Annotated in this window: 12 protein-coding genes; 2 read left to right on the forward strand and 10 right to left on the reverse strand. The window is 69.0% G+C overall.

Annotated elements, in window-relative coordinates; translation table 11 throughout:
- Positions 1 to 11: 11 nt before the first annotated feature.
- From ACWD35_RS01320 to ngcE, 10 genes are all read right to left on the reverse strand, one after another.
- Positions 12 to 1,463: an ArnT family glycosyltransferase gene (locus ACWD35_RS01320; RefSeq protein WP_451349049.1), complete on the reverse strand. Its 1,452-nt coding sequence runs from the start codon at positions 1,461 to 1,463 to the stop codon at positions 12 to 14.
- A 91-nt stretch (positions 1,464 to 1,554) separates the two neighbouring features.
- Entirely contained in the window at positions 1,555 to 3,063 is a 1,509-nt protein-coding gene (locus tag ACWD35_RS01325) for an amino acid permease (RefSeq protein WP_451349050.1), read from the reverse strand.
- Between the two features lie 165 nt (positions 3,064 to 3,228).
- On the reverse strand, positions 3,229 to 5,169 hold the full coding sequence (gene dxs, locus ACWD35_RS01330; RefSeq protein WP_451349051.1) for a 1-deoxy-D-xylulose-5-phosphate synthase: 1,941 nt from the start codon (positions 5,167 to 5,169) through the stop codon (positions 3,229 to 3,231).
- A 145-nt stretch (positions 5,170 to 5,314) separates the two neighbouring features.
- Entirely contained in the window at positions 5,315 to 6,619 is a 1,305-nt protein-coding gene (locus ACWD35_RS01335) for a sugar ABC transporter permease (RefSeq protein WP_451349052.1), read from the reverse strand.
- On the reverse strand, positions 6,616 to 7,407 hold the full coding sequence (locus ACWD35_RS01340) for an ATP-binding cassette domain-containing protein (RefSeq protein WP_451349053.1): 792 nt from the start codon (positions 7,405 to 7,407) through the stop codon (positions 6,616 to 6,618). Before ACWD35_RS01340 ends, ACWD35_RS01335 begins: the two co-directional genes overlap by 4 nt.
- Before the next feature lie 187 nt (positions 7,408 to 7,594).
- Entirely contained in the window at positions 7,595 to 8,695 is a 1,101-nt protein-coding gene (locus ACWD35_RS01345; protein ID WP_451349314.1) for a sugar ABC transporter substrate-binding protein, read from the reverse strand.
- Positions 8,696 to 8,829: 134 nt separating this feature from the next.
- Complete coding sequence (locus tag ACWD35_RS01350) at positions 8,830 to 10,041, reverse strand: ROK family transcriptional regulator (RefSeq protein ID WP_451349054.1); 1,212 nt, start codon at positions 10,039 to 10,041, stop codon at positions 8,830 to 8,832.
- A 245-nt stretch (positions 10,042 to 10,286) separates the two neighbouring features.
- The gene (locus tag ACWD35_RS01355; protein WP_451349055.1) at positions 10,287 to 11,210 is read right to left on the reverse strand and encodes a carbohydrate ABC transporter permease; all 924 of its coding nucleotides are present in this window, start codon (positions 11,208 to 11,210) and stop codon (positions 10,287 to 10,289) included.
- 4 nt (positions 11,211 to 11,214) lie between these two features.
- Positions 11,215 to 12,141 carry a carbohydrate ABC transporter permease gene (locus ACWD35_RS01360; RefSeq protein ID WP_451349315.1) on the reverse strand — a complete coding sequence of 309 codons (927 nt, stop codon included), beginning with the start codon at positions 12,139 to 12,141 and terminating at the stop codon, positions 11,215 to 11,217.
- Between the two features lie 29 nt (positions 12,142 to 12,170).
- Positions 12,171 to 13,616, reverse strand: a complete 1,446-nt coding sequence (gene ngcE, locus ACWD35_RS01365; RefSeq protein WP_451349056.1) for an N-acetylglucosamine/diacetylchitobiose ABC transporter substrate-binding protein — start codon at positions 13,614 to 13,616, stop codon at positions 12,171 to 12,173.
- Positions 13,617 to 14,039: 423 nt separating this feature from the next.
- Between ngcE and ACWD35_RS01370 the strand changes: the two genes are divergently transcribed.
- Both ACWD35_RS01370 and ACWD35_RS01375 read left to right on the forward strand, forming a co-directional pair.
- Positions 14,040 to 17,783: a GH92 family glycosyl hydrolase gene (locus ACWD35_RS01370; protein WP_451349316.1), complete on the forward strand. Its 3,744-nt coding sequence runs from the start codon at positions 14,040 to 14,042 to the stop codon at positions 17,781 to 17,783.
- A 309-nt stretch (positions 17,784 to 18,092) separates the two neighbouring features.
- On the forward strand, positions 18,093 to 20,747 hold the full coding sequence (locus ACWD35_RS01375; RefSeq protein WP_451349057.1) for a SpoIIE family protein phosphatase: 2,655 nt from the start codon (positions 18,093 to 18,095) through the stop codon (positions 20,745 to 20,747).
- The last annotated feature ends 11 nt before the right edge of the window (positions 20,748 to 20,758 follow it).

Raw genomic sequence — 20,758 nt, forward strand, 5'->3', positions numbered from 1 at the left:
CCAAGCGTGTCCTACTCCCCCGGCACCCGGGCGTACAGCACCGCCCCGTCGACCTCCCCCACCTCCTCGTACCGTGCCGCCAGCAGCCGGCGCAGGCTCGGGACGCGGTCGGGGGCGTACGGCTTGCCCCGGGAGTCGTCCACGACCAGGGCGGGGCTGTGCGCGCTCAGCTCCTGCCGGAACACCGGCCAGCTGCCCGCGACGGCGTACTTCTCGCCGACCTGCGGGCCGTCGCGCCCGCCGCTGTAGTTGGTGAGCAGTCCGGCGGTGAGATAGCGGGTGGCGGGGGTGCGGCCGGACAGCCAGTACGTCTCCGGGTGCATGCCCCACACGAGGACCTCGTCGGCGGGTGTGGTGCGGTGCGCGAGGGCCGCCGCGAGCCGTTCGGCGTGGGCGAGTTCGGGACGCGGGGCGCACAGGCCCCAGGCGAGGAACAGGGCGCAGCAGCAGGCCGAGGTGAGGACGGCGGCCACCAGCCGTTCGCGGGGCAGGACCTGCAGCGCGGCCGTCGCCAACAGGGCGACCGGCGGGGTGAGTTGCAGGTAGTAGTGGCCGAAGAAGTGGAAGCCGACGAGGACGGCGCCGGCCGAGGCGGCCAGCCACAGCCACAGCTCGGCCGCCCCGGTGCGGGCCAGCCGCAGCGCCCGTACGACCGGCGGGATCAGGCCCGCGCAGGCCACGGCGAGGATCGCGGTGTTGGTCAGACCCCGGACGAGGACGTGGAGTTCGGAGCCGGTGAAGGAGACGTAGGCGGCGGAGCCGGTGACCGTCCAGAACAGGAACCCGGCGGGGTCCGTGACCAGGGCCGCGCCCAGCACCGGTACGGCGCAGCCGGCCGCGAGCCGCAGCACCCCGGCGCGCGGGGCGCCCGCGCGGTGCAGCAGCCAGGCCGCCGGCAGCAGGACCGCGGCGCCGGTCTGCTTGGTGAGGAAGGCGCAGGCGACGGCAGCCCCGGCCGCGCCCCAGCGACCGCGGTCCGCGCACCACACGGCCGCGGCCGTGCAGGGCAGTATGAACACCTCGAAGGTGGCGGCCTGGGCGTCCTCGGGGTTGAGCCCGACCGAGACCAGCAGGTACAGCGCTCCGGCGGTGCGGCCCGCGCCGTCGCCCCAGCGGCGCCGGGCGAGGGAGGCCAGCACCGCGGCGGTGAGCAGCTGGGCGAGGACGGCGAGCACCCTGAGCGGGGTGAGCGAGGCGGAGCCGCAGACCGCGAAGGCGGCCTCGTACAGCCAGGGCAGCAGCGGCGGCTTGCGGTCCACGACCGTCTCGTAGAGGTGCCCGCCGTGGGCGAGCAGGCGCGCCTGTACGGCGAGATAGCCCTCGTCAGGGTTCCACAGCGGCCGGACGAAGGAGGGGACCCGCGTGACGCAGGCGAGAGCCGCGAGCGGGGGCAGCAGCCGCCTCCAGTACGCCGTCCGGGCGCGGCGCACGGTCCGTCCGGGGGCGAGCGGGGCGGCGAGCATGGGGAGCACGGTATCCGGCCCCGTAGCCTCCGCCGTGGCGGGACATACGGGGCCGGGGGGACATCCAGGGCCGAGGCGACGAGTGGTGCGCCTACGGGATGTTTCCGGCGGGCGGGCCGGTGGCCTCCTCGCGCACGGCGAGGCGGCTGTGCGTGCGGCTGTAGAGGAAGTAGACGACGCAGCCGATGACCATCCAGATCGCGAACCGGAGCCAGGTCTCGGCGGGCAGGTTGAGCATCAGCCACACGGTGGCGGCGACGGACAGGATCGGGACGAACGGCACCCACGGAGTACGGAAGGCACGGTGCAGGTCCGGGCGGGTGCGGCGGAGGATGACCACGCCGACCGCGACGACGACGAAGGCGAACAGCGTGCCGATGTTCACGAGTTCGGCGAGTTCGCTCAGGCTGGTGAAGCCCGAGATGACGGCGATGACCACGCCGAGCAGGATGGTCGGCCGGTGCGGGGTCCGGAAGCGGGGATGGACGACGGAGAAGAAGCGGGGCAGCAGGCCGTCGCGGCTCATCGCGAAGAAGACCCGGGTCTGGCCGAGCAGCAGGATCATGCAGACCGTGGTCAGGCCGACGACGGCGCCGAAGCTGATCGCGCCCGCGTACCAGGGGTGGCCGTTGGCCTTGAAGGCGTCGGCGAGCGGGGCGTCGACGGAGAGCTTGCTGTAGTGCTGCATGCCGGTGACGACGATGGACACCGCCACGTACAGCGCCGTGCAGATGAACAGGGAGCCGAGAATGCCGCGCGGCATGTCCCGCTGCGGGTTCTTCGTCTCCTCGGCGGCGGTGGCCACGACGTCGAAGCCGATGAAGGCGAAGAAGACCACAGAGGCGGCGGTGAAGATGCCCATCACACCGAAGTTGGACGGCGCCCAGCCGAACATCAGCTGGATGAGCGGCGCTTTGAGGCTGCCCCCGGCCGGCACCGTCTGGGCCTTGGGGATGAACGGCTTGTAGTTGTCGCTGTTGATGAAGAAGGCGCCGGCAATGATCACGATCAGGACGACCGTCACCTTGACGGCGACGACGACTTCCGTGACCCGCGCGGACAGCTTCATACCGAGGACGAGGATGGCGGTGAGCACCAGGACCAGTGCGGCGGCGAGGATGTCGAAGCCGAAGCCGCTGGCCCCGTCCCGGCCGCCCAGGTAGTCGGGCAGGTGCAGGCCCGCGTTGTCCAGCAGCGACCGCATGTACCCGGACCAGCCGACGGCGACCACCGCCGTGCCGAGCGCGAACTCCAGGACCAGGTCCCAGCCGATGATCCAGGCGGGCAGTTCGCCGAGGGAGGCGTACGAGAAGGTGTACGCGGATCCGGCCACCGGGACCGTGGAGGCGAACTCCGCGTAGCACAGCGCCGCGAGGGCGCAGACGACGCCGGCCGCGACGAAGGCCAGCGAGACCGCGGGGCCCGCGTTCTCCTTGGCGACCTTGCCCGTGAGGACGAAGATGCCGGTGCCGATGATGACACCGACGCCGAAGACGGTCAGGTCCAGCGCGGTCAGGGACTTCTTGAGCGCGTGTTCCGGCTCCTCGGTATCGAGGATGGACTGCTCGACCTTCTTCGTACGGAAGAGGGTGCTGCTCACGGGCCTACCTCCCACGCGCTTGTCGTCCTCGACCGGCTCGACATGATCGAGAGGGCTGGGGTCGCGGATGCCCCGGCACAGGCAGGTTCACGCAGACGGGCCGGTTCCGCCACCGCAAGGAGTGGCGCAACCGGCCCGGAAGCAGGCTCTTTCCGTGTCGCGTTCCTAGTCGCGGGCGGGCTCCACCGAGTCCACCTCGACGTCCACCTCGTCGGCCGTACGGTCGAACCGGCCGTCCAGCCTGGCGACCAGCCCGGTGACCTGGCGGGCGATGTCGGTCGCGGTCAGCCCGATCTCGGCCATCACCTCGGCGCGGGAGGCGTGGTCGAGGAAGCGCGGCGGGATGCCGAAGTCGCGCAGCGGCAGGTCGACGCCCGCGTCGCGCAGGGCCTGCGCGATCGCGGAGCCCACACCGCCGACGCGGCTGTTGTCCTCGACGGTGACGACGACCCGGTGCCGCTCCGCCAGCGGGGCCATGGCCTCGTCGACGGGCTTGACCCAGCGCGGGTCGACGACCGTGGTGGAGATGCCCTGCTTGTCGAGCAGGGTGGCGATCTCCAGGCACATCGGGGCGAGGGCGCCCACGGACACCAGCAGCACGTCCGGCCTGCCGGTGCCGGGCTCACGCAGCACGTCCATGCCGCCGACGCGGCCCACGGCCGGTACGGCGGGGCCGACGGCGCCCTTGGAGAAGCGCACCACGGTCGGCGCGTCCGTGACCTCCACGGCCTCGCGCAGCTGCGCCCGCACCTGCTCGGCGTCACGCGGTGCGGCGAGCCGCAGCCCCGGCACGACCTGGAGGATGGACATGTCCCACATGCCGTTGTGGGAGGCGCCGTCGGTGCCGGTGATCCCGGCCCGGTCCAGCACGAAGGTCACCCCGCACTTGTGCAGGGCCACGTCCATGAGGACCTGGTCGAAGGCGCGGTTGAGGAAGGTGGCGTAGACGGCGAAGACGGGGTGCATTCCGCCGTGCGCGAGGCCCGCGGCGGAGACGGCGGCGTGCTGCTCGGCGATGCCGACGTCGTAGATCCGGTCCGGGAAGGTGTCCGCGAACTTCTTCAGGCCGACCGGCTGGAGCATGGCGGCGGTGATCGCCACGATGTCGTCGCGCTCCTTGCCGAGCTCGACCATCTCGTCGCCGAAGACGGAGGTCCAGTCGGCGCCCGAGGCCTTGACCGGCAGGCCGGTGTCGGGGTGGATGGGGCCGATGCCGTGGAAGCGGTCGGCCTCGTCCTGGAGGGCGGGCTGGTAGCCGCGGCCCTTCTCGGTGAGGCAGTGCACGATGACGGGCCCGCCGAAGCGCTTGGCCCGCGCCAGCGCCGACTCCAGTGCCTCGATGTCGTGCCCGTCGATCGGGCCGACGTACTTCAGGCCCAGGTCCTCGAACATGCCCTGCGGGGCGATGAAGTCCTTCAGCCCCTTCTTGGCGCCGTGGAGGGTCTCGTAGAGCGGCTTGCCGACGACCGGGGTGCGGTCGAGGATGTCCTTCGTCCGGGCGAGGAAGCGCTCGTAGCCGTCGGTCGTGCGCAGGGTCGCCAGGTGGTTGGCGAGGCCGCCGATGGTCGGGGCGTAGGAGCGCTCGTTGTCGTTGACCACGATGACGAGCGGGCGGTCCTTGGCCTCGGCGATGTTGTTCAGCGCCTCCCAGGCCATGCCGCCGGTCAGGGCGCCGTCACCGATGACGGCGACGACGTGGCTGTCCCGCTTCTTCAGCTCGTTGGCCTTGGCGATGCCGTCCGCCCAGCCGAGCACCGTGGAGGCGTGGCTGTTCTCGATCACGTCGTGCTCGGACTCGGCCTGCGCGGGGTAGCCGGACAGGCCGCCCCTCATCTTCAGCCTCGAGAAGTCCTGCCGGCCCGTGAGCAGCTTGTGCACATAGGACTGGTGACCCGTGTCCCACAGCACACTGTCCTTCGGCGAGTCGAAGACGCGGTGCAGGGCGATGGTCAGCTCCACCACACCGAGGTTCGGGCCGAGGTGGCCGCCGGTCTTGGAGACCGCCTCGACCAGGAAGGTCCGGATCTCGCCTGCCAGCTGGTCCAGCTCCTCCAGGCTGAGCCGGTCCAGATCGCGCGGTCCCGTGATGCGGGTCAGCAGCGGCACCCGTGCCTCCTTGCAAGTTGAGCTGATCGAGCTGTTGCCGGGCTTGACGAGTCTAATGTTCCGGCTTTGTAGGACACGACAGTGCCCGGCACCTTTCGGGTACCGGGCACTGTCACCCGCCTAGCGGCGCTGGCACCTCAAGGTGCTACGCGCGCCCCGCGGTCTTCTGCGTCTTGCGCGTGATGGAGTCGATGACCACGGTGGTCAGCAGGACCGCGGCGGTGATCATGTACTTCACCGGCTCCGCGATGGACTCCAGCTGCAGACCGTACTGGATGGACACGATCACCAGCACACCCAGCAGGGCGTTCCAGGTGCGGCCCCGGCCGCCGAACAGCGACGTACCACCGATGACGGCCGCCGCGATGGCGTTCATGAGCAGGTCGCCCGTACCGGCGCTCTGGTTGGCCGAGGCGATCTTGGAGGCCAGGAACAGACCGCCGATCGCCGCGAAGCCGCCGGAGATGCCGAACACGGAGATCCGCACCGCCGTGACGTTGATACCCGCACGCCGGGAGGCCTCCACGCTGCCGCCGAGCGCGAAGATCTTGCGGCCGTAGGAGGTGCGCCGCAGGACGAAGTCGGTGGCGACCAGGAACGCGAGGAAGATCACGGTGGCCAGCGGCAGGCCCTTGTACTGGTTGTACATGTAGGCGCCGGCGAAGGAGACCACGGCCAGCAGGACCGTGCGCAGGACCGTGTCGCTGAGCGGCCGGAACGGGATGCCCGCGGCCTCGCGGCGCCGGTTGCCGAGGAAGGAGGAGACGAAGAACACGGCGACCACGGCGATGGCCAGGCCGTAGGCGGCGGCCACGTCCGTGAAGGTGTACGTGGTCAGCTTGCCGATCAGACCGTCCGGGTCGAGGTTGATCGTGCCGTTCTCGCCGAGCACCTTCAGCATGAAGCCGAGCCAGAACAGCAGGCCGGCCAGGGTCACGGCGAAGGCGGGCGCGCCGAGCACCGCGAAGAAGAAGCCGTGCAGCGCGCCGATGGCGGCGCCGGCGGCGATGGCGACGAGCACGGCGACCCACTCGGGCCAGCCCTGGTTGACCGTGAGGACGGCCGCGAGGGCGCTGGCCGCGCCGCTGACCGAGCCGACGGAGAGGTCGATCTCGCCGAGCAGCAGGATGAAGACGATGCCGACGGAGATCATGCCCGTGCCGACCATCGTGACCGTGATGTTGCTGATGTTCTCCGCGGAGAGGAACTCGGAGTTCAGCACCTGGAAGATGATGCAGATGGCGGCGAGGCCGAGGATGACCGGCAGCGAGCCCAGCTCGCCGGCCTTCATCTTGCGCTTGAACTCGGTCCAGTAGCCGAGCAGGCCCTCTTCCTGCACCAGCAGGCGCGGGTCGACCGCGGTGACCGCGGCGGCCGGGGCCTCGGGGTTCTCGACGGCGTGCTCGTCCTTGGCGGACGCGTCAGGCGCGGAGGTCTTGTCGATGCTCACTTGGAAACCTCCCCGGACGTGCGCGCCGCACGGCGGGTCACGGCGTTGTCGGTGGCGCCGGTGATGGCGGAGATGATCTCCTCCTGCGAGGTCGTCTTGACCTCGAAGACGCCGTTGTTGCGGCCGAGGCGCAGGACGGCGACCTTGTCGGCCACCGCCTTCACGTCCGCCATGTTGTGGCTGATGAGGATGACGGCGTGGCCGCGCTCGCGCAGGCGCTCGACGAGGTCGAGGACCTGGGCGGTCTGCTCGACGCCGAGGGCGGCGGTGGGCTCGTCCAGGATGACGAGCTTGGGGTCGCCGAGCATCGAGCGGGCGATGGCCACGGTCTGGCGCTGACCGCCGGAGAGCGAGGCGATCGGGATGCGGACGCTGGGGATGCGGATCGAGAGCGTGGTGAGCAGCTCGCGGGAGCGGCGCTCCATCTCGACCTCGTCGAGGATGCCCCACTTCCTCAGCTCACGGCCGAGGAACAGGTTGCCGACGACATCGATGTTGTCGCAGAGCGCGAGGTCCTGGTAGACCGTCGCGATGCCCAGGGCCTGGGCGTCGTGCGGCCTGCTGATCGACACGGGCTTGCCGTCCCACTCGATGACGCCTTCATCGATGGGGTGCACGCCGGCGATCGTCTTGACCAGCGTGGACTTTCCGGCACCGTTGTCGCCCACCAGGGCGACCACCTCACCGGCGTGGACCTCAAGCTCTACGTCGGTGAGCGCCTGAACGGCACCGAATCGCTTGGAGACCCCGCGCAACGCCAGCACGGGCGTAGCGGACACGTGAACCATCTCCTTCGCCGCCTGACCCGGCGGGAGGTTGTGCAGAAGTTTGGGGGGTAGTTCCGTCCGGCGCCCCGCGTCGAGCTTGCGGGGCTGTCATTGAGCGCGGGGCGCCGGAGGAGCCTGGGGCGGTCCGTCCGGTCCCGTACCGGCATTCAAGGGCGAATGCCCGTACGGGGGAAGGGACTTGGACCGCTTACTTGAGGCCGAGCTTGTCGCAGGCGGACTTGTACTTGCCCGTGCAGATGTCGCCGACGGTGTAGACGCCGTCCTTGATGACGGTGTCCTTGATGTTGTCCTTGGTCAGGGAGGTGACCGGGACGAGGACCGAGGGGACGTCGGTGGCGGAGCCGGAGGAGACCTTGTCCTTGGCGACCGCGTCGAGCGGCTTGCCCTGGGCGAGCGCGACGGCCATCTCGGCGGCGGCCTCGGCCTCGGGGGCGTACGGCTTGTAGACGCTCATGAACTGCTCACCGGAGACGATGCGCTGCACACCCGCCAGCTCGGCGTCCTGGCCGGTGACCGGGACCTTGACGCCGGCGGCGTTCAGGGCGGTGATGATACCACCGGCCATGCCGTCGTTGGCGGAGTAGACGCCCGCGATCTTGTCCTTGCCGACCGCGGAGATCGCCGCCTCCATCTCGGAGTTGGCGTTGTCCGGCGACCACTCCTTGGTGTCGTACTCCTTGGCGATGGTGACCTTGCCGTTGAGGACGGCGTGCGCGCCCTTCTTGAACTGGGCGGCGTTCGGGTCGGTGACCGAGCCGTTGATCATGACGATCTTGGAGGACTTGTTGGCCTTGCTGCCCAGCGCCTGCAGCAGGGCCTGGCCCTGGGTCTCGCCGACCTTCTCGTTGTCGAACGAGGTGTAGGCGCTGATCGGGCCCTCGGCGAGGCGGTCGTAGGCGACGACCTTGATGCCCTGGTCCTTGGCCTTCTGGACGGAGTTCTGGATGGCCTTGGCGTCCACCGCGTCAAGGATCAGGACGTCCACCTTGTTGGTGATCATGGTGTCGACCTGCTGGGCCTGCAGGTTCGCGTCCTGGCGGGCGTTGTTGTACTCGATCTCGGCCTTGCCGTTCGTCAGCTCCTTGATCTTCTTCTCGATCAGCGGGCGGTCGAACTTCTCGTACCGGGCGGTCTTGTTCTCCGGAAGGAGCAGACCGACCTTGATGTTGTCGCCCTTGGCGGGCGCCGAGGAAGAGCTGTCGCTGCCCTTCGACTCCTTGGCGCTGCCACAAGCGGCGAGCGAGACGGCCATGGCACCCGCGGCAACGGCAACGGCGGCACGACGCATACGTGCGTTCACTTGATGAAACCTCCCTGACGAGGCCGCGTCGTTGCGGCCGAGGTGGCTGGAAGTCAACTCGGCCACACGTGCGACGTCAAGAAGTAAATCCTTAACGAGATGGCAACGGTGCCATCCGTTCTCTAAGTGAAGGCAGGAGTGGCGGTCGGCAGAGCGCCGTTGACAGACCCGTCCAAAAGGGTCGAGTCGCCCATCTCGCTCAGGGCGAGGGCGAGCGCCCCGAGCACCTCCGCACGGCCCCCAAGTGCCCCTGGGAGAACGGACAGTTGGCGCGCCGCGCTGGGGATGGCGTAGCGGCCGACGGACTCCCTGATCGGCCCGAGCACCAGCTCACCGGCCTCGGCGAGATCACCGCCGAGGACCACCCGGCTCGGGTTCAGCAGATTGCAGAGATTGGCCACTCCACTGCCGATGTGGCGGCCGACGTCGGCGATCACCCGACGGCAGCCCGGGTCACCGTCCCTGGCCAGCCGTACGACGCCTTCCATCGTCAGGTCGGTGCCATGGCTGGACTGGAGCAGCGGGAGCACATAGCGCGCGGCCGTGAACGTCTCCAGGCAGCCGCGGTTCCCGCAACGGCAGACCGGGCCGGATTCATCCAGGGTAATATGTCCTATTTCGCCCGCGGTGCCACCCGGGCCGCGGTAGATCGTCCCGTTGATCACCAGACCGGCGCCGACACCGCTCGCGACCTTGATGTAAGCAAGGTCACGGACGCCCTTGCCGCTCCCCCAGACCAGCTCGCCGAGGGCACCGAGGTTGGCGTCGTTGTCGACGTACACGGGCACGCCCAGGCGCTCGCGCAGCTCCTCCGCGGGCTTGGTGCCGCCCCAGCCCGGCAGGATCGAGGTGGAGCCGAGGGTCCCCGACTCGACGTCGATCGGACCGGGCACGCCGAGCCCGACCCCCGCGACCTTGGACCGGTCCACCCCGGTCGCCGCGATCAGGCGGTTGACCAGCTCCTCCGCCCGGTCGAAGCCCTGCTTGGAGGAGGCGTCGACGTCCAGCGGCTCGGACTCCTCGGCCAGCACCTGGTGGGCGAGGTTGCCGATCGCGACGCGCAGGTGGGTGTGCCCGAAGTCGACACCGATCACGATCCCGGCGTCGCCGCTCAGGCTGACGCTGCGGGCCCGCCGCCCGCCGGCCGAGGTGGGCGTGACCTCGACGGTTCCGCCGTCCTTCAGCTCCCGCACGATGTTGGAGACCGTCGCGGCTGACAGGCCGGTCGTCCGCGCGATCTCCGCCTGCGTGAGCGAGCCTGCCAGCCGTACGGCCCGCACGACACGTTCCAGGTTGGCTCGGTGCAGCGACGACTGCGACCCCGGAGTCTCCATCGACTCATCCACTCCCGACATCGGTGGGGCGGCTCCAGCGCCGCCCGTGGCCCAGGTCACATCCGCGGAACCGGGCCACTTACAAGTTATGAACTCCAAGCTCGGCTGTACGGGTTACCGCAGTCAAGTCCTTGAGGGAAATCGCTGTCACTTCGATGGTCCGCCCCGGACACCCCACAGACATGACGACGCCACCCTGGAGCAGGGTGGCGTCGAATCGTGATCAAGTTGTGACCGTAAGTCGACTACTTCAGCGCCCCCGCCGTCAGGCCCGCGACCACCTGCCGCTGGAAGACGATGTACGCCGCCAGCACCGGGAGCATGGCCATGACCAGTCCGGCGAAGAGGCCGGACCAGTCGCCCTTGTAACCCTGGCTGACCGCGAGCTGGACCAGGCCCTGGGTGAGGACCTTCTTGTCCGGGTCGGTGTTGAGGACCGTGGGCAGCATGTACTGGTTCCACTGGCCCAGGAAGTTGAAGATCCCCACGCTGATCAGGCCGGGCTTGGCCATCGGGAGCATGATCTGGAAGAACGTACGGGTGTGCGAGGCGCCGTCGACGAACGCCGCCTCCGCCACGGACGTGGGCAGCGTGCGGAAGAACGCCGTCAGGAAGAACACAGTGAACGGCAGCGAGTACGCGATGTAGACCAGGATCAGTCCGTGGAGCGTGTTCAGCAGGCCCATGTTGTTCACGACGTAGAACAGCGGGACCAGCGCCAGCATGATCGGGAAGCTCATGCCGCCGATGAACAGGTAGTAGATGAACCGGTTGCCCGGGAAGTCGAAGCGGGCCAGCACATAGGCCGCCATCGAGCCGAGCACCAGCGTGCCGATGAGCGAACCGCCCACCACCAGGACGGTGTTGAGGAAATAGTCGCTCATGTTGGCGTCGGTCCACGCCCGCGACCAGTTGTCGAAGTGCAGGTGGTGCGGCAGGGCCCAGGGCGAGGTGAAGATGGAGCGGTCGTCCTTGAAGGACGTCATCACCGCCCACAGCAGCGGCATGACCACCATGACCGCCCAGATGATCAGGATGCCGTGGGAGAAGGCGTTGAGGACGGTGCCCTCTTTCTTCGGCTTCTCCGGCCGGGCCGGGAGCACGTCCACCTTGGTGACGGTCGCCCCGGATTCGGCCGGCAGCGGGGCGGGGGTCTCGGTCGTCTTCATGGCTTCAGAACTCCAGCCGCTCGCGACGGCCCAGCCGCATCACGATCGCCGCGAACGCGAGCGTGACCACGAGCAGGGCGACGCCGATGGTGGTGGCGTAGGCGGCCTGGCCGTCCCGGAACGCCTTCTGGTACACGTACAGGACCATCACGCTGGTCGAGTAGTCGGGCCCGCCCGGTCCGGTCGTCATGATCTGTACGACCGCGAACGACTCGGCGCCGAGCGCCATGATGCCCATGTACACCCAGCCGGACTGCACCGTGTCCCACAGCAGCGGCAGGGTGAGACGGAAGAACGTGGTGAACCGGTTCGCGCCGTCCAGCAGGGCCGCCTCGTACAGCTCGGCCGGGATGGAGGCCATGCCGGCCGAGAAGAGCACCACGAAGAAACCGACCGTGGACCACACGAGCACCGCCATCACGCACCACAGCGCGAGGCTCGGGTCACCCAGCCACAGCGGCTGGACGCTGCCGAGGCCGATGCCGCGCAGGAACGAGTTGATCGCGCCGCTGTCGGGGTTGTACGCGTACTGGAACAGAAGCGCGACGATCGCGATCGAGAGGACCTGAGGGAAGAAATACACGATTTTGTAGAAGGAGGAGCCCCGGACCCCAGAGATCACGGGGCCGCCCCTTCTCCGCCGTCCGCCCACATTGATCATGAAAGCGAAGAACAGCGCCAGACCGAGGGACACCAGCGGCAGCACCAGAGCGAGAAGCAGACTGTGCTGCAACGACTTCCAGAAGATGTCGTCATGGAACATCCTCTTGTAGTTGTCGAAGCCGACCATCTTGAATTCGGGGCTCAGGCCGGTCCAGTCCGTGAACGAGTAGTAGATGGACTGGATGAACGGCCACACCACGAAGAGCGCGTACAGTCCCAGGGGCAACGCCAGAAACCCCACGATGAACCGGTACTTGCCGTGCTGCATCGTCACTCCGGTGCGTTAAAGGGTGCTGGTTACTGGTGCTTGTAGTGCTTGATGGAGCTGTCCTTCGCGGCCTCGTCGGCGAAGCCCTGGATCTTCTTGATGGCCTCGGCCGGGGTGAGGCGGCCGGCCATCATCTCGCCGAGTCCGGCCACACCGATCTTCTCCTTCTGCAACTGCACGTACCAGTCCTGGAGCCGCGGATTCACCACGTTGGATCCGGCCTTCTCCAGCGCCGCCACACCGGACTTCAGCCCCGGGGTGAGGGAGATTCCCTCGGTGCCGCCGTTGTACGCGGTCAGCGACTTCACCTTGGCCGTGAAGTTCTTCGAGGACGCCTCGGAGAGCATGATGCGCAGCTGCTCCATTCCGCCCTCGGGGTTCGCGGCCTTGGCCGGCACGATGAACGGCTCACCGCCGGAGGCCCAGATGGTGCCGAACGGCATTTTGTCGGACGCGTCGATGCCGGAGGGCGCCGACACGGCCAGGTTGAAGTCGGCCGGGATGACGTTGGCCGACTCGTTCTCCACCCAGGAGCCGTTCGGGATGAACAGCGCCTTGCCCTGGGCCCAGGCGGTCTGCGACTGGATGTGGTCCAGGCCGGGGGTGCCCTTGAGGACGTAGCCCTTCTTGTACAGCTCGTAGTACGCCTCGAAACAGGCCTTGACGGCCGGGTGCTTCCAGGCGTTCGGCTCCAGGTTGTCGATGGCGTCGAGCACCTCGCGCCCGCCGACCTTGCCGATCATCGGGTACAGCGAGAAGGGCAGGTAGTACGGGTACTTGCCCGCGTACGTCCAGCCCGCCATGCCCTTCTTCTTGGCCTTCTCGCAGACCTTGAGCATCTCGTCCCAGGTCTCCGGGTACTTCTCGTCCAGCGAGTCGAGGGCCTTCTGCGAGTACCAGACGCCGTACACCGTGTAGGCGTAGTACAGGATCCAGACCGGGTTGCCGTCGAACTGGCCCATCTCGACGATGCCGGGGCGCAGCGTGTCGCGGACCTTCTTGCTGGGGTCGTCGTACGACGGGGCGTCCAGCAGCGCGGTGAGGTCCGCCAGCTGGTTCTTGCCGACGAGCACGCCCATGTCCATCTGCTCGGCGCCGGAATTGTCGATGAGGTCCGGCGGGTTGCCCTGGTTGAAGCGGGGCTGGAGGGTGGACTGGATCTTCTGGGTGGCGGAGAACTTCACCTTGGCCTTGGGGAAGTTCTGCTGGTAGATCTTCACCGCGTCCTGGGCGTACTCCTTGCCGAAGCCGCCGTCGAAGAGGACGAATTCCATCTGGGCGGTGTCATTGACGGCGAGCGGGTTCTTGGCGCTCTTCTTGCCCGCCTTCGCCTTCTTCTGTCCGTCGCCGCCGCTGCTCGCACAGGCGGACAGCAGGCCCATTCCGGGGGCCGCGACGAGGCCGAGCGCGGCCGAACGCTTGATCAGATCGCGGCGGCCGATACCCTCGCCACCGTGGTGCTCAGTGGATCCCATGCTCAAGTCCTCGCCTTCTCCAGGACTCAGGCGGTGAACCGGATCCTCCCCGGCACCGCGGTCGGGTAGTGCAGGGTCGTGCAGGGTCGTGCAGGAAACGCCGACAGGTATAGTCCACTTCCCGCCAGCTGAGCAAGATCGAATGCAAGGTTCGCCATGGGTCTTTTCCGAGTTGAGACCTGGGGGAAATATGAGCGTCCGGCGCGGACCCGGTGGGAAGAATTCGCGGCATTAGTCCCTGAATGCCACGCCCAACACCCTTGACATCAACGGCCACTTGACCACCTACTGGTTCCTGCGCACCGAAGTGACAACGTTGTCCACAGTTCGGCGCAGGGAGGGAATCCGTAGATGCAGCGGAAGACGCAGCGGAGAACTCGGCACAGATACGGTCCGGCGGTCGTCCTCACGGCCGCCTTTGTCATGGCCGTCGGATCGCAGGGCGCGGCGGTCGCACTGCCCGGCAAGGCACCGGCCGACGACCGGCAGTTCGCATCCTCGTTCGAGGTGAACGAGCCGGCGCCGGACTGGCTGAGCACCGTCGACACCGCACCCGACGGCACCAAGCGCGCCTCGGGCGTCGACGGCGGCTACAGCACCGGCATTCCCGGCAATGTGACCGACCATGTCACCGACGTCCGGGCGAGCGGCGAGAACACGGGCGCCGGCGAGGTGAAGGAGAACCTCGTCGACGGTGAGCCCAGCACCAAGTGGCTGACCTTCCAGCCCACCGGCTGGGTGGAGTTCGACCTGGACAAGCCGGTCGAACTGGCGACGTACGCGCTCACCTCGGCCAACGACTACGACGGGCGCGACCCGAAGGACTGGACGCTCCAGGGCTCCACCGACGGCCACGACTGGAAGACCATCGACACCCGTGCGGGGGAAAGCTTCAGCGCGCGGTTCCAGACGAAGTCCTACGACCTCGCCCAGCCGGCCGAGTACCAGCACTTCCGGCTGGACGTGACGGAGAACAACGGCGCGACCGACATCCTCCAGATCGCCGACGTGCAGTTCTCCACGGGCGGCACGGGCGGCACGGTGCCGCAGGACATGCTGTCGCTGGTCGACCGGGGCCCGAACGGCTCCCCGACGGCCAAGGCGCGGGCCGGGTACACCGGCAGGCGGGCACTGCGCTACGCCGGCCGGCACACGGCGAGCGGGCGGGCGTACTCGTACAACAAGGTCTTCGACGTGAACGTGAAGGTCGGGGGCGACACCCAGCTGTCGTACCGCATCTTCCCGTCGATGGCCGACGGCGACCGCGACTACGACGCCACCAACGTCTCGGTCGACCTGGCCTTCACCGACGGCACCTATCTGAGCGGCCTGGGCGCCACGGACCAGCACGGGTTCCCGCTGTCGCCGCGCGGCCAGGGCGAGTCGAAGGCGCTGTACGTCAACCAGTGGAACAACGTGGTCTCGCGCATCGGCCCGGTCGCGGCCGGCAAGACCGTCGACCGGATCCTCGTGGGATACGACTCCCCGAGCGGCCCGGCGAAGTTCCGCGGCTGGATAGACGACCTGGCGCTCCGGCCGGTCCCGCCGCAGGAGCCGAAGGCGCACCTGTCCGACTACGCGCTGACCACCCGCGGCACCAACTCCAGCGGCAGTTTCTCCCGCGGCAACAACTTCCCGGCGACGGCGCTCCCCCATGGCTTCAACTTCTGGACGCCGGTGACCAACGCATCGTCGCTGAGCTGGCTGTACGAATACGCACGTGCGAACAACGACGACAATCTGCCCACGATCCAGGCGTTCAGCGCGAGCCACGAGCCGAGCCCGTGGATGGGCGACCGGCAGACCTTCCAGGTGATGCCGTCCGCCGTGACCGGCACCCCGGACACCGGCCGCACGGCGCGGGCGCTGCCCTTCCGGCACGAGAACGAGACCGCGCGGCCGTACTACTACGGGGTGCGGTTCGAGAACGGTCTGAAGGCGGAGCTGGCGCCGACCGACCACGCGGCCGTCCTGCGGTTCACCTATCCGGGCGCGGACGCGAGCGTGCTCTTCGACAACGTCACCGAGCAGGCGGGGCTGACCCTGGACAAGGAGCACGGGACCGTCACCGGCTACTCGGACGTGAAGTCGGGCCTGTCGACGGGCGCGACGCGGCTGTTCGTGTACGGCGAGTTCGACAAGCCCGTGACGGACGGCGCGTCGAGCGGAGTCAAGGGCTATCTGCGCTTCGACGCGGGCGCGGACCACACGGTCACGCTGCGCCTGGCGACCTCCCTCATCAGCGTCGACCAGGCCAAGGACAACCTGAGCCAGGAGATCCCGGCCGGCACCTCCTTCGACACGGTCAAGGAGCAGGCCCGGCGGACCTGGGACAAGCTGTTCGGCCGGGTCGAGGTGGAGGGCGCGACCCCGGACCAGCTGACCACGCTCTACTCCAGCATGTACCGGCTGTACCTGTACCCCAACTCCGGTTTCGAGAAGGTCGGCGGCAAGGACGAGTACGCCTCGCCCTTCTCCCCCATGCCGGGCCCGGACACGCCGACGCACACGGGCGCGAAGATCGTGAACGGCAAGGTGTACGTCAACAACGGTTTCTGGGACACCTATCGGACCACGTGGCCGGCGTACTCGTTCCTGACGCCTTCTCAGGCGGGCGAGATGGTCGACGGGTTCGTGCAGCAGTACAAGGACGGCGGCTGGACCTCCCGCTGGTCCTCCCCCGGGTACGCCGACCTGATGACGGGCACCTCCTCGGACGTCGCGTTCGCCGACGCCTACGTCAAGGGCGTGCGCTTCGACGCCGAGGCGGCGTACGAGGCGGCGCTGAAGAACGCCACGGTCGTACCGCCGACATCGGGCGTGGGCCGCAAGGGCATGAGCACCTCGCCCTTCCTCGGCTACACCAGCACCGACACCGGCGAGGGCCTGTCCTGGGCGCTGGAGGGCTACGTCAACGACTACGGCATCGCGAAGATGGGCGAGGCGCTGTACAGGAAGACGGGCGAGCAGCACTACGAGGACGAGTCCGAGTACCTCCTCAACCGCGCCCGGGACTACGTGAAGCTCTTCGACTCCCGGGCGGGCTTCTTCGTCGGCCGCACCGCCCAGGGCGACTGGCGGGTGGACTCCGGGAAGTACGACCCGCGCGTGTGGGGGTACGACTACACGGAGACCAACGGCTGGGGCTACGCCTTCACGGCCCCGCAGGACAGCCGGGGTCTGGCCAATCTGTACGGCGGCCGGAAGGGCCTCGCGGACAAGCTGGACGAGTACTTCGCGACGCCGGAGACGGCCTCGCCGGACTTCGTCGGCTCCTACGGAGGTGTCATCCACGAGATGACCGAGGCCCGGGACGTCCGGATGGGCATGTACGGCCACTCCAACCAGGTCGCCCACCATGTGATCTACATGTACGACGCGGCTGGCCGGCCCTGGAAGGCACAGCAGTACGTGCGTGAGGCGCTGTCCCGGCTCTACGACGGCAGCGAGATCGGGCAGGGCTACCACGGCGACGAGGACAACGGCGAGCAGTCCGCCTGGTACCTCTTCTCCTCGCTCGGCTTCTACCCGCTGGTGATGGGCAGCGGCGAGTACGCCATCGGCTCCCCGCTGTTCAAGCAGGTCACCGTGCACCTGGAGAACGGCCGGGACCTCGTGGTCAAGGCGCCGAAGAACAGCGCGAAGAACGTGTACGTGCAGGGCGTGACGTTCGACGGCAAGCCCTGGACGTCGACTTCGCTGCCGCACTCGCTGCTGTCCCAGGGCGGGGAGCTGGAGTTCTCCATGGGCCCCGAGCCCTCGGCCTGGGGCACGGCCCGGAACGCGGCCCCGGTCTCCATCACCCAGGACGACAAGGTGCCGAACCCGCGCGCGGACGTCCTGACGGGTGACGGCGCCCTGTTCGACAACACCTCGGCCACCGCCGCGACGGTCTCCTCGGTGGACCTGCCGGTCAAGGACGCCACCAAGGCCGTCCAGTACACGCTGACCTCGTCGGCGGACCGCACGAAGGCGCCGACCGGGTGGACCCTGCAGGGCTCCGCGGACGGCAAGAGCTGGCAGACGCTGGACCACCGCACGGGCGAGACCTTCACGTGGGACCGGCAGACCCGGGCGTTCACGATCGCCACGCCGGGTTCCTACGCCAGGTACCGGCTGGTGCTGGACGGCGAGGCGACGCTCGCGGAGGTGGAGCTGCTGGCCTGACGCGGGCACAGGGACAGGGGGGCGGGCCCGTCGGGGTCCGCCCCGGCGTACGCCCGCGCAGGCGCACGCCGGGGTCACCTGGTCGGGCCAGCCCAAGTCGCCGGACATCGTTGTCGGGAGTCACGCTGGAGCCATGTACAGACCAAGAGAAAACAGTGCCGCATCCGGGCGGCAGCACAGGCCACTCGGTTCAAAGGCCGGAAGATGTGATGTCTGTCGCTCGGGCCAGCCGTAGTCACCCGGAGGCGTCGGTGTTAGAAATATCGCATGTCGGACCTTTTCGGCCGATTCAGGAGCATGTGGCGCTCCATGGTCGGCAGGAGCCCGCGCAGCGTCGCCGGGCAGGTCTTCATCCTGCAGGTGGCCCTGGTGGTGGCACTCGTGGTCTCCGCCGTCTTCGCCGTTTTCCTGCAGTCGGAGCGTGACACCACCGCGGAGGCCAAGCGCCGGTCCATCGCCGTCGCACAGACCTTCGCGCACTCCCCTGGCATCGTGCAGGCGCTGCAGAGCCCCGACCCGTCCAAGGTGCTCCAGCCGCTCACCGAGGCGGGACGCAGGGCCGCGGGCGTCGACTTCATCGTGGTCATGGACACCAAGGGCATCCGGTACACCCACCCCATCCCGAGCAAGATCGGCCATCGCTTCGTGGGCAAGATCGGACCGTCGCTGGCCGGGCACGTCTACACCGAGTCCGTCCACGGCCCGCTCGGCCACGAGGTTCAGGCGACCGTTCCCATCGACGACGCCCACGGCAAGGTGATCGCTCTCGTCTCCGCCGGGCTGAAGGTCAAGAACGTGACCAGCCAGGTGGACCGGCAGCTGCCGATCATCCTGACCGCCGGAGCCGCGGCCCTCGTACTTTCGACCGGCGGGACGGCTCTGATGAGCAGGCGGCTGAGGCGGCAGACCCACAGCCTGGCCCCGGACGAGATGACCCGCATGTACGAGCACCACGACACGGTGCTGCACTCGGTGCGGGAAGGCGTGCTCATCGTCGGTGACGACGGGCGGCTGCTGCTCGCCAACGACGAGGCCAGGCGGCTGCTGGAGCTGTCTCCCGAGGCCGAGGGACGGCCCGTGCGGGAGTTGTCGGGGCTCGCCCCCGAGACGGTGGAGCTGCTCGTCTCCGGGCGTGAGGCCACCGATGAGGTGCACCTGGCCGGAGGACGGCTGCTGGCGGTCAACCAGCGGCCGACGGACAGTGCGGGCGGTCCTCGGGGAACCGTGATGACGCTGCGCGACTCCACCGAACTGCAGGCCGTGTCCGGCCGCGCGGAGGCGGCGCGGGAGCGGCTGGATCTGCTGTACGACGCGGGACTGGGCATCGGCACCACGCTCGACGTGGTCCGCACGGCCGACGAGCTGGCGATGCTCGCTGTCCCGCGCTTCGCCGACTTCGTCACCGTGGACGTGGCCGACGCCGTACTGCACGGCGAGGAGCCGGCCGCCACGGCGACGGACATGCGGCGAATCGCCGTGCGGGGCATCCGGAACGACCATCCGCTCTACGAGAAGGGCCGGCTCTTCGACTGGCTGCCCTCCACCCCGCAGGCACGCGGCTACGGCGCCGGGCGCTCCGAGCTGGTGACCGACCTGTCGACCGCTACCGGCTGGCATGCACAGGACCCGGATCGCGCGCGCCGGATCATGGACTACGGCATCCACGCGCTCATCGCCGTCCCGATCCAGGCCCGCGGTGTCGTGCTGGGCATGGTCAACTTCTGGCGTTCCAAGCAGCGCCCCTTCGACGAGGAGGAGCTGTCGCTGGCGGAGGAGCTGGTGGCCCGGGCCGCGGTCAGCATCGACAACGCCCGCCGGTACACCCGCGAGCACGCCCTGGCGGTCACGCTCCAGCGCAGCCTGCTGCCGCGGGCGCTGCCCGAGCAGAGCGCCCTGGAGGTCGGCTACCGCTATCTGCCCGCCCAGTCGGGCGTGAGCGGGGACTGGTTCGACGTGATCCCGCTGCCGGGGAGCCGGGTGGCGCTGGTCGTCGGCGACGTGGTCGGGCACGGCCTGCACGCCGCCGCGACGATGGGCCGGCTGCGGACCGCGGTGCACAACTTCGCCACGCTCGACCTGCCGCCCGACGAGCTGCTCGGCCATCTGGACGACCTGGTCGGCCGCATCGACCAGGACGAGAACCGCGCGGACGAGGCGGGGATCGTGGGCGCCACCTGCCTGTACGCGATCTACGACCCGGTGACGCGGCGCTGCGCCATGGCGCGGGCCGGGCATCTGGCGCCCGCGCTGGTCCACCCCGGCGGCAGTGTCACCTTCGCCGACGTGCCGGCCGGGCCGCCGCTGGGCCTCGGCGGCATGCCGTTCCAGACGGCCGAGCTGGAGCTGGCCGAGGGGACCCAGCTCGTCCTGTACACCGACGGCCTCATCGAGGACCGCACACGTGACCTGGACGTGGGCATGGAGCTGCTGCGGCAGGCGCTCGCCGGCCACCCCGACCGCTCGCCGGAGGAGAGCTGCCAGGCGGTGCTGGCCGAGCTGCTGCCGGAGCGGGCCAAGGACGACGTCGCCCTGCTCATCGCGCGCGCCCGGGCGCTGCCTGCCGAGAACGTCGCCGACTGGGACGTGCCGAGCGACCCGGCCGCCGTGTCCGGGATGCGCGCCGCCGTGTCCGACAAGCTCGAGGAGTGGGGCCTGGCCGAGCTGGGCTTCGGCATGGAACTCGTCCTGAGCGAGCTGATCACCAACGCCATCCGCTACGCCTCGGAGCCGATCCATGTGCGGCTGATCCGTGACCGCACGCTGATCTGCGAGGTGGCCGACGGCAGCAGCACCTCACCGCATCTGCGGTACGCGGCGACGACCGACGAGGGTGGCCGGGGCCTGTTCCTGGTCTCGCAGATGTCCGAGCGCTGGGGCACCCGGTACACGCCCCAGGGCAAGGTGATCTGGGCCGAGGTGGCGATACCGCAGTTCCCGGACTTCCCGGACCTGCCCGCGGACTGAGGGGATCGGGG

The organism is Streptomyces sp. NPDC002671 (genome assembly GCF_053592475.1).

Bases quoted from the DNA above. Each gene is read 5' to 3' on its own strand.
- ACWD35_RS01320 (WP_451349049.1), bottom strand. From the start codon at position 1,463: ATGCTCGCCGCCCCGCTCGCCCCCGGACGGACCGTGCGCCGCGCCCGG.
- ACWD35_RS01340 (WP_451349053.1), bottom strand. From the start codon at position 7,407: ATGGTTCACGTGTCCGCTACGCCCGTGCTGGCGTTGCGCGGGGTCTCC.
- ACWD35_RS01345 (WP_451349314.1), bottom strand. From the start codon at position 8,695: ATGCGTCGTGCCGCCGTTGCCGTTGCCGCGGGTGCCATGGCCGTCTCG.
- ACWD35_RS01350 (WP_451349054.1), bottom strand. From the start codon at position 10,041: ATGGAGACTCCGGGGTCGCAGTCGTCGCTGCACCGAGCCAACCTGGAA.
- ACWD35_RS01355 (WP_451349055.1), bottom strand. From the start codon at position 11,210: ATGAAGACGACCGAGACCCCCGCCCCGCTGCCGGCCGAATCCGGGGCG.
- ACWD35_RS01360 (WP_451349315.1), bottom strand. From the start codon at position 12,141: ATGCAGCACGGCAAGTACCGGTTCATCGTGGGGTTTCTGGCGTTGCCC.
- ngcE (WP_451349056.1), bottom strand. From the start codon at position 13,616: ATGGGATCCACTGAGCACCACGGTGGCGAGGGTATCGGCCGCCGCGAT.
- ACWD35_RS01370 (WP_451349316.1), top strand. From the start codon at position 14,040: ATGGCCGTCGGATCGCAGGGCGCGGCGGTCGCACTGCCCGGCAAGGCA.
- ACWD35_RS01375 (WP_451349057.1), top strand. From the start codon at position 18,093: ATGGTCGGCAGGAGCCCGCGCAGCGTCGCCGGGCAGGTCTTCATCCTG.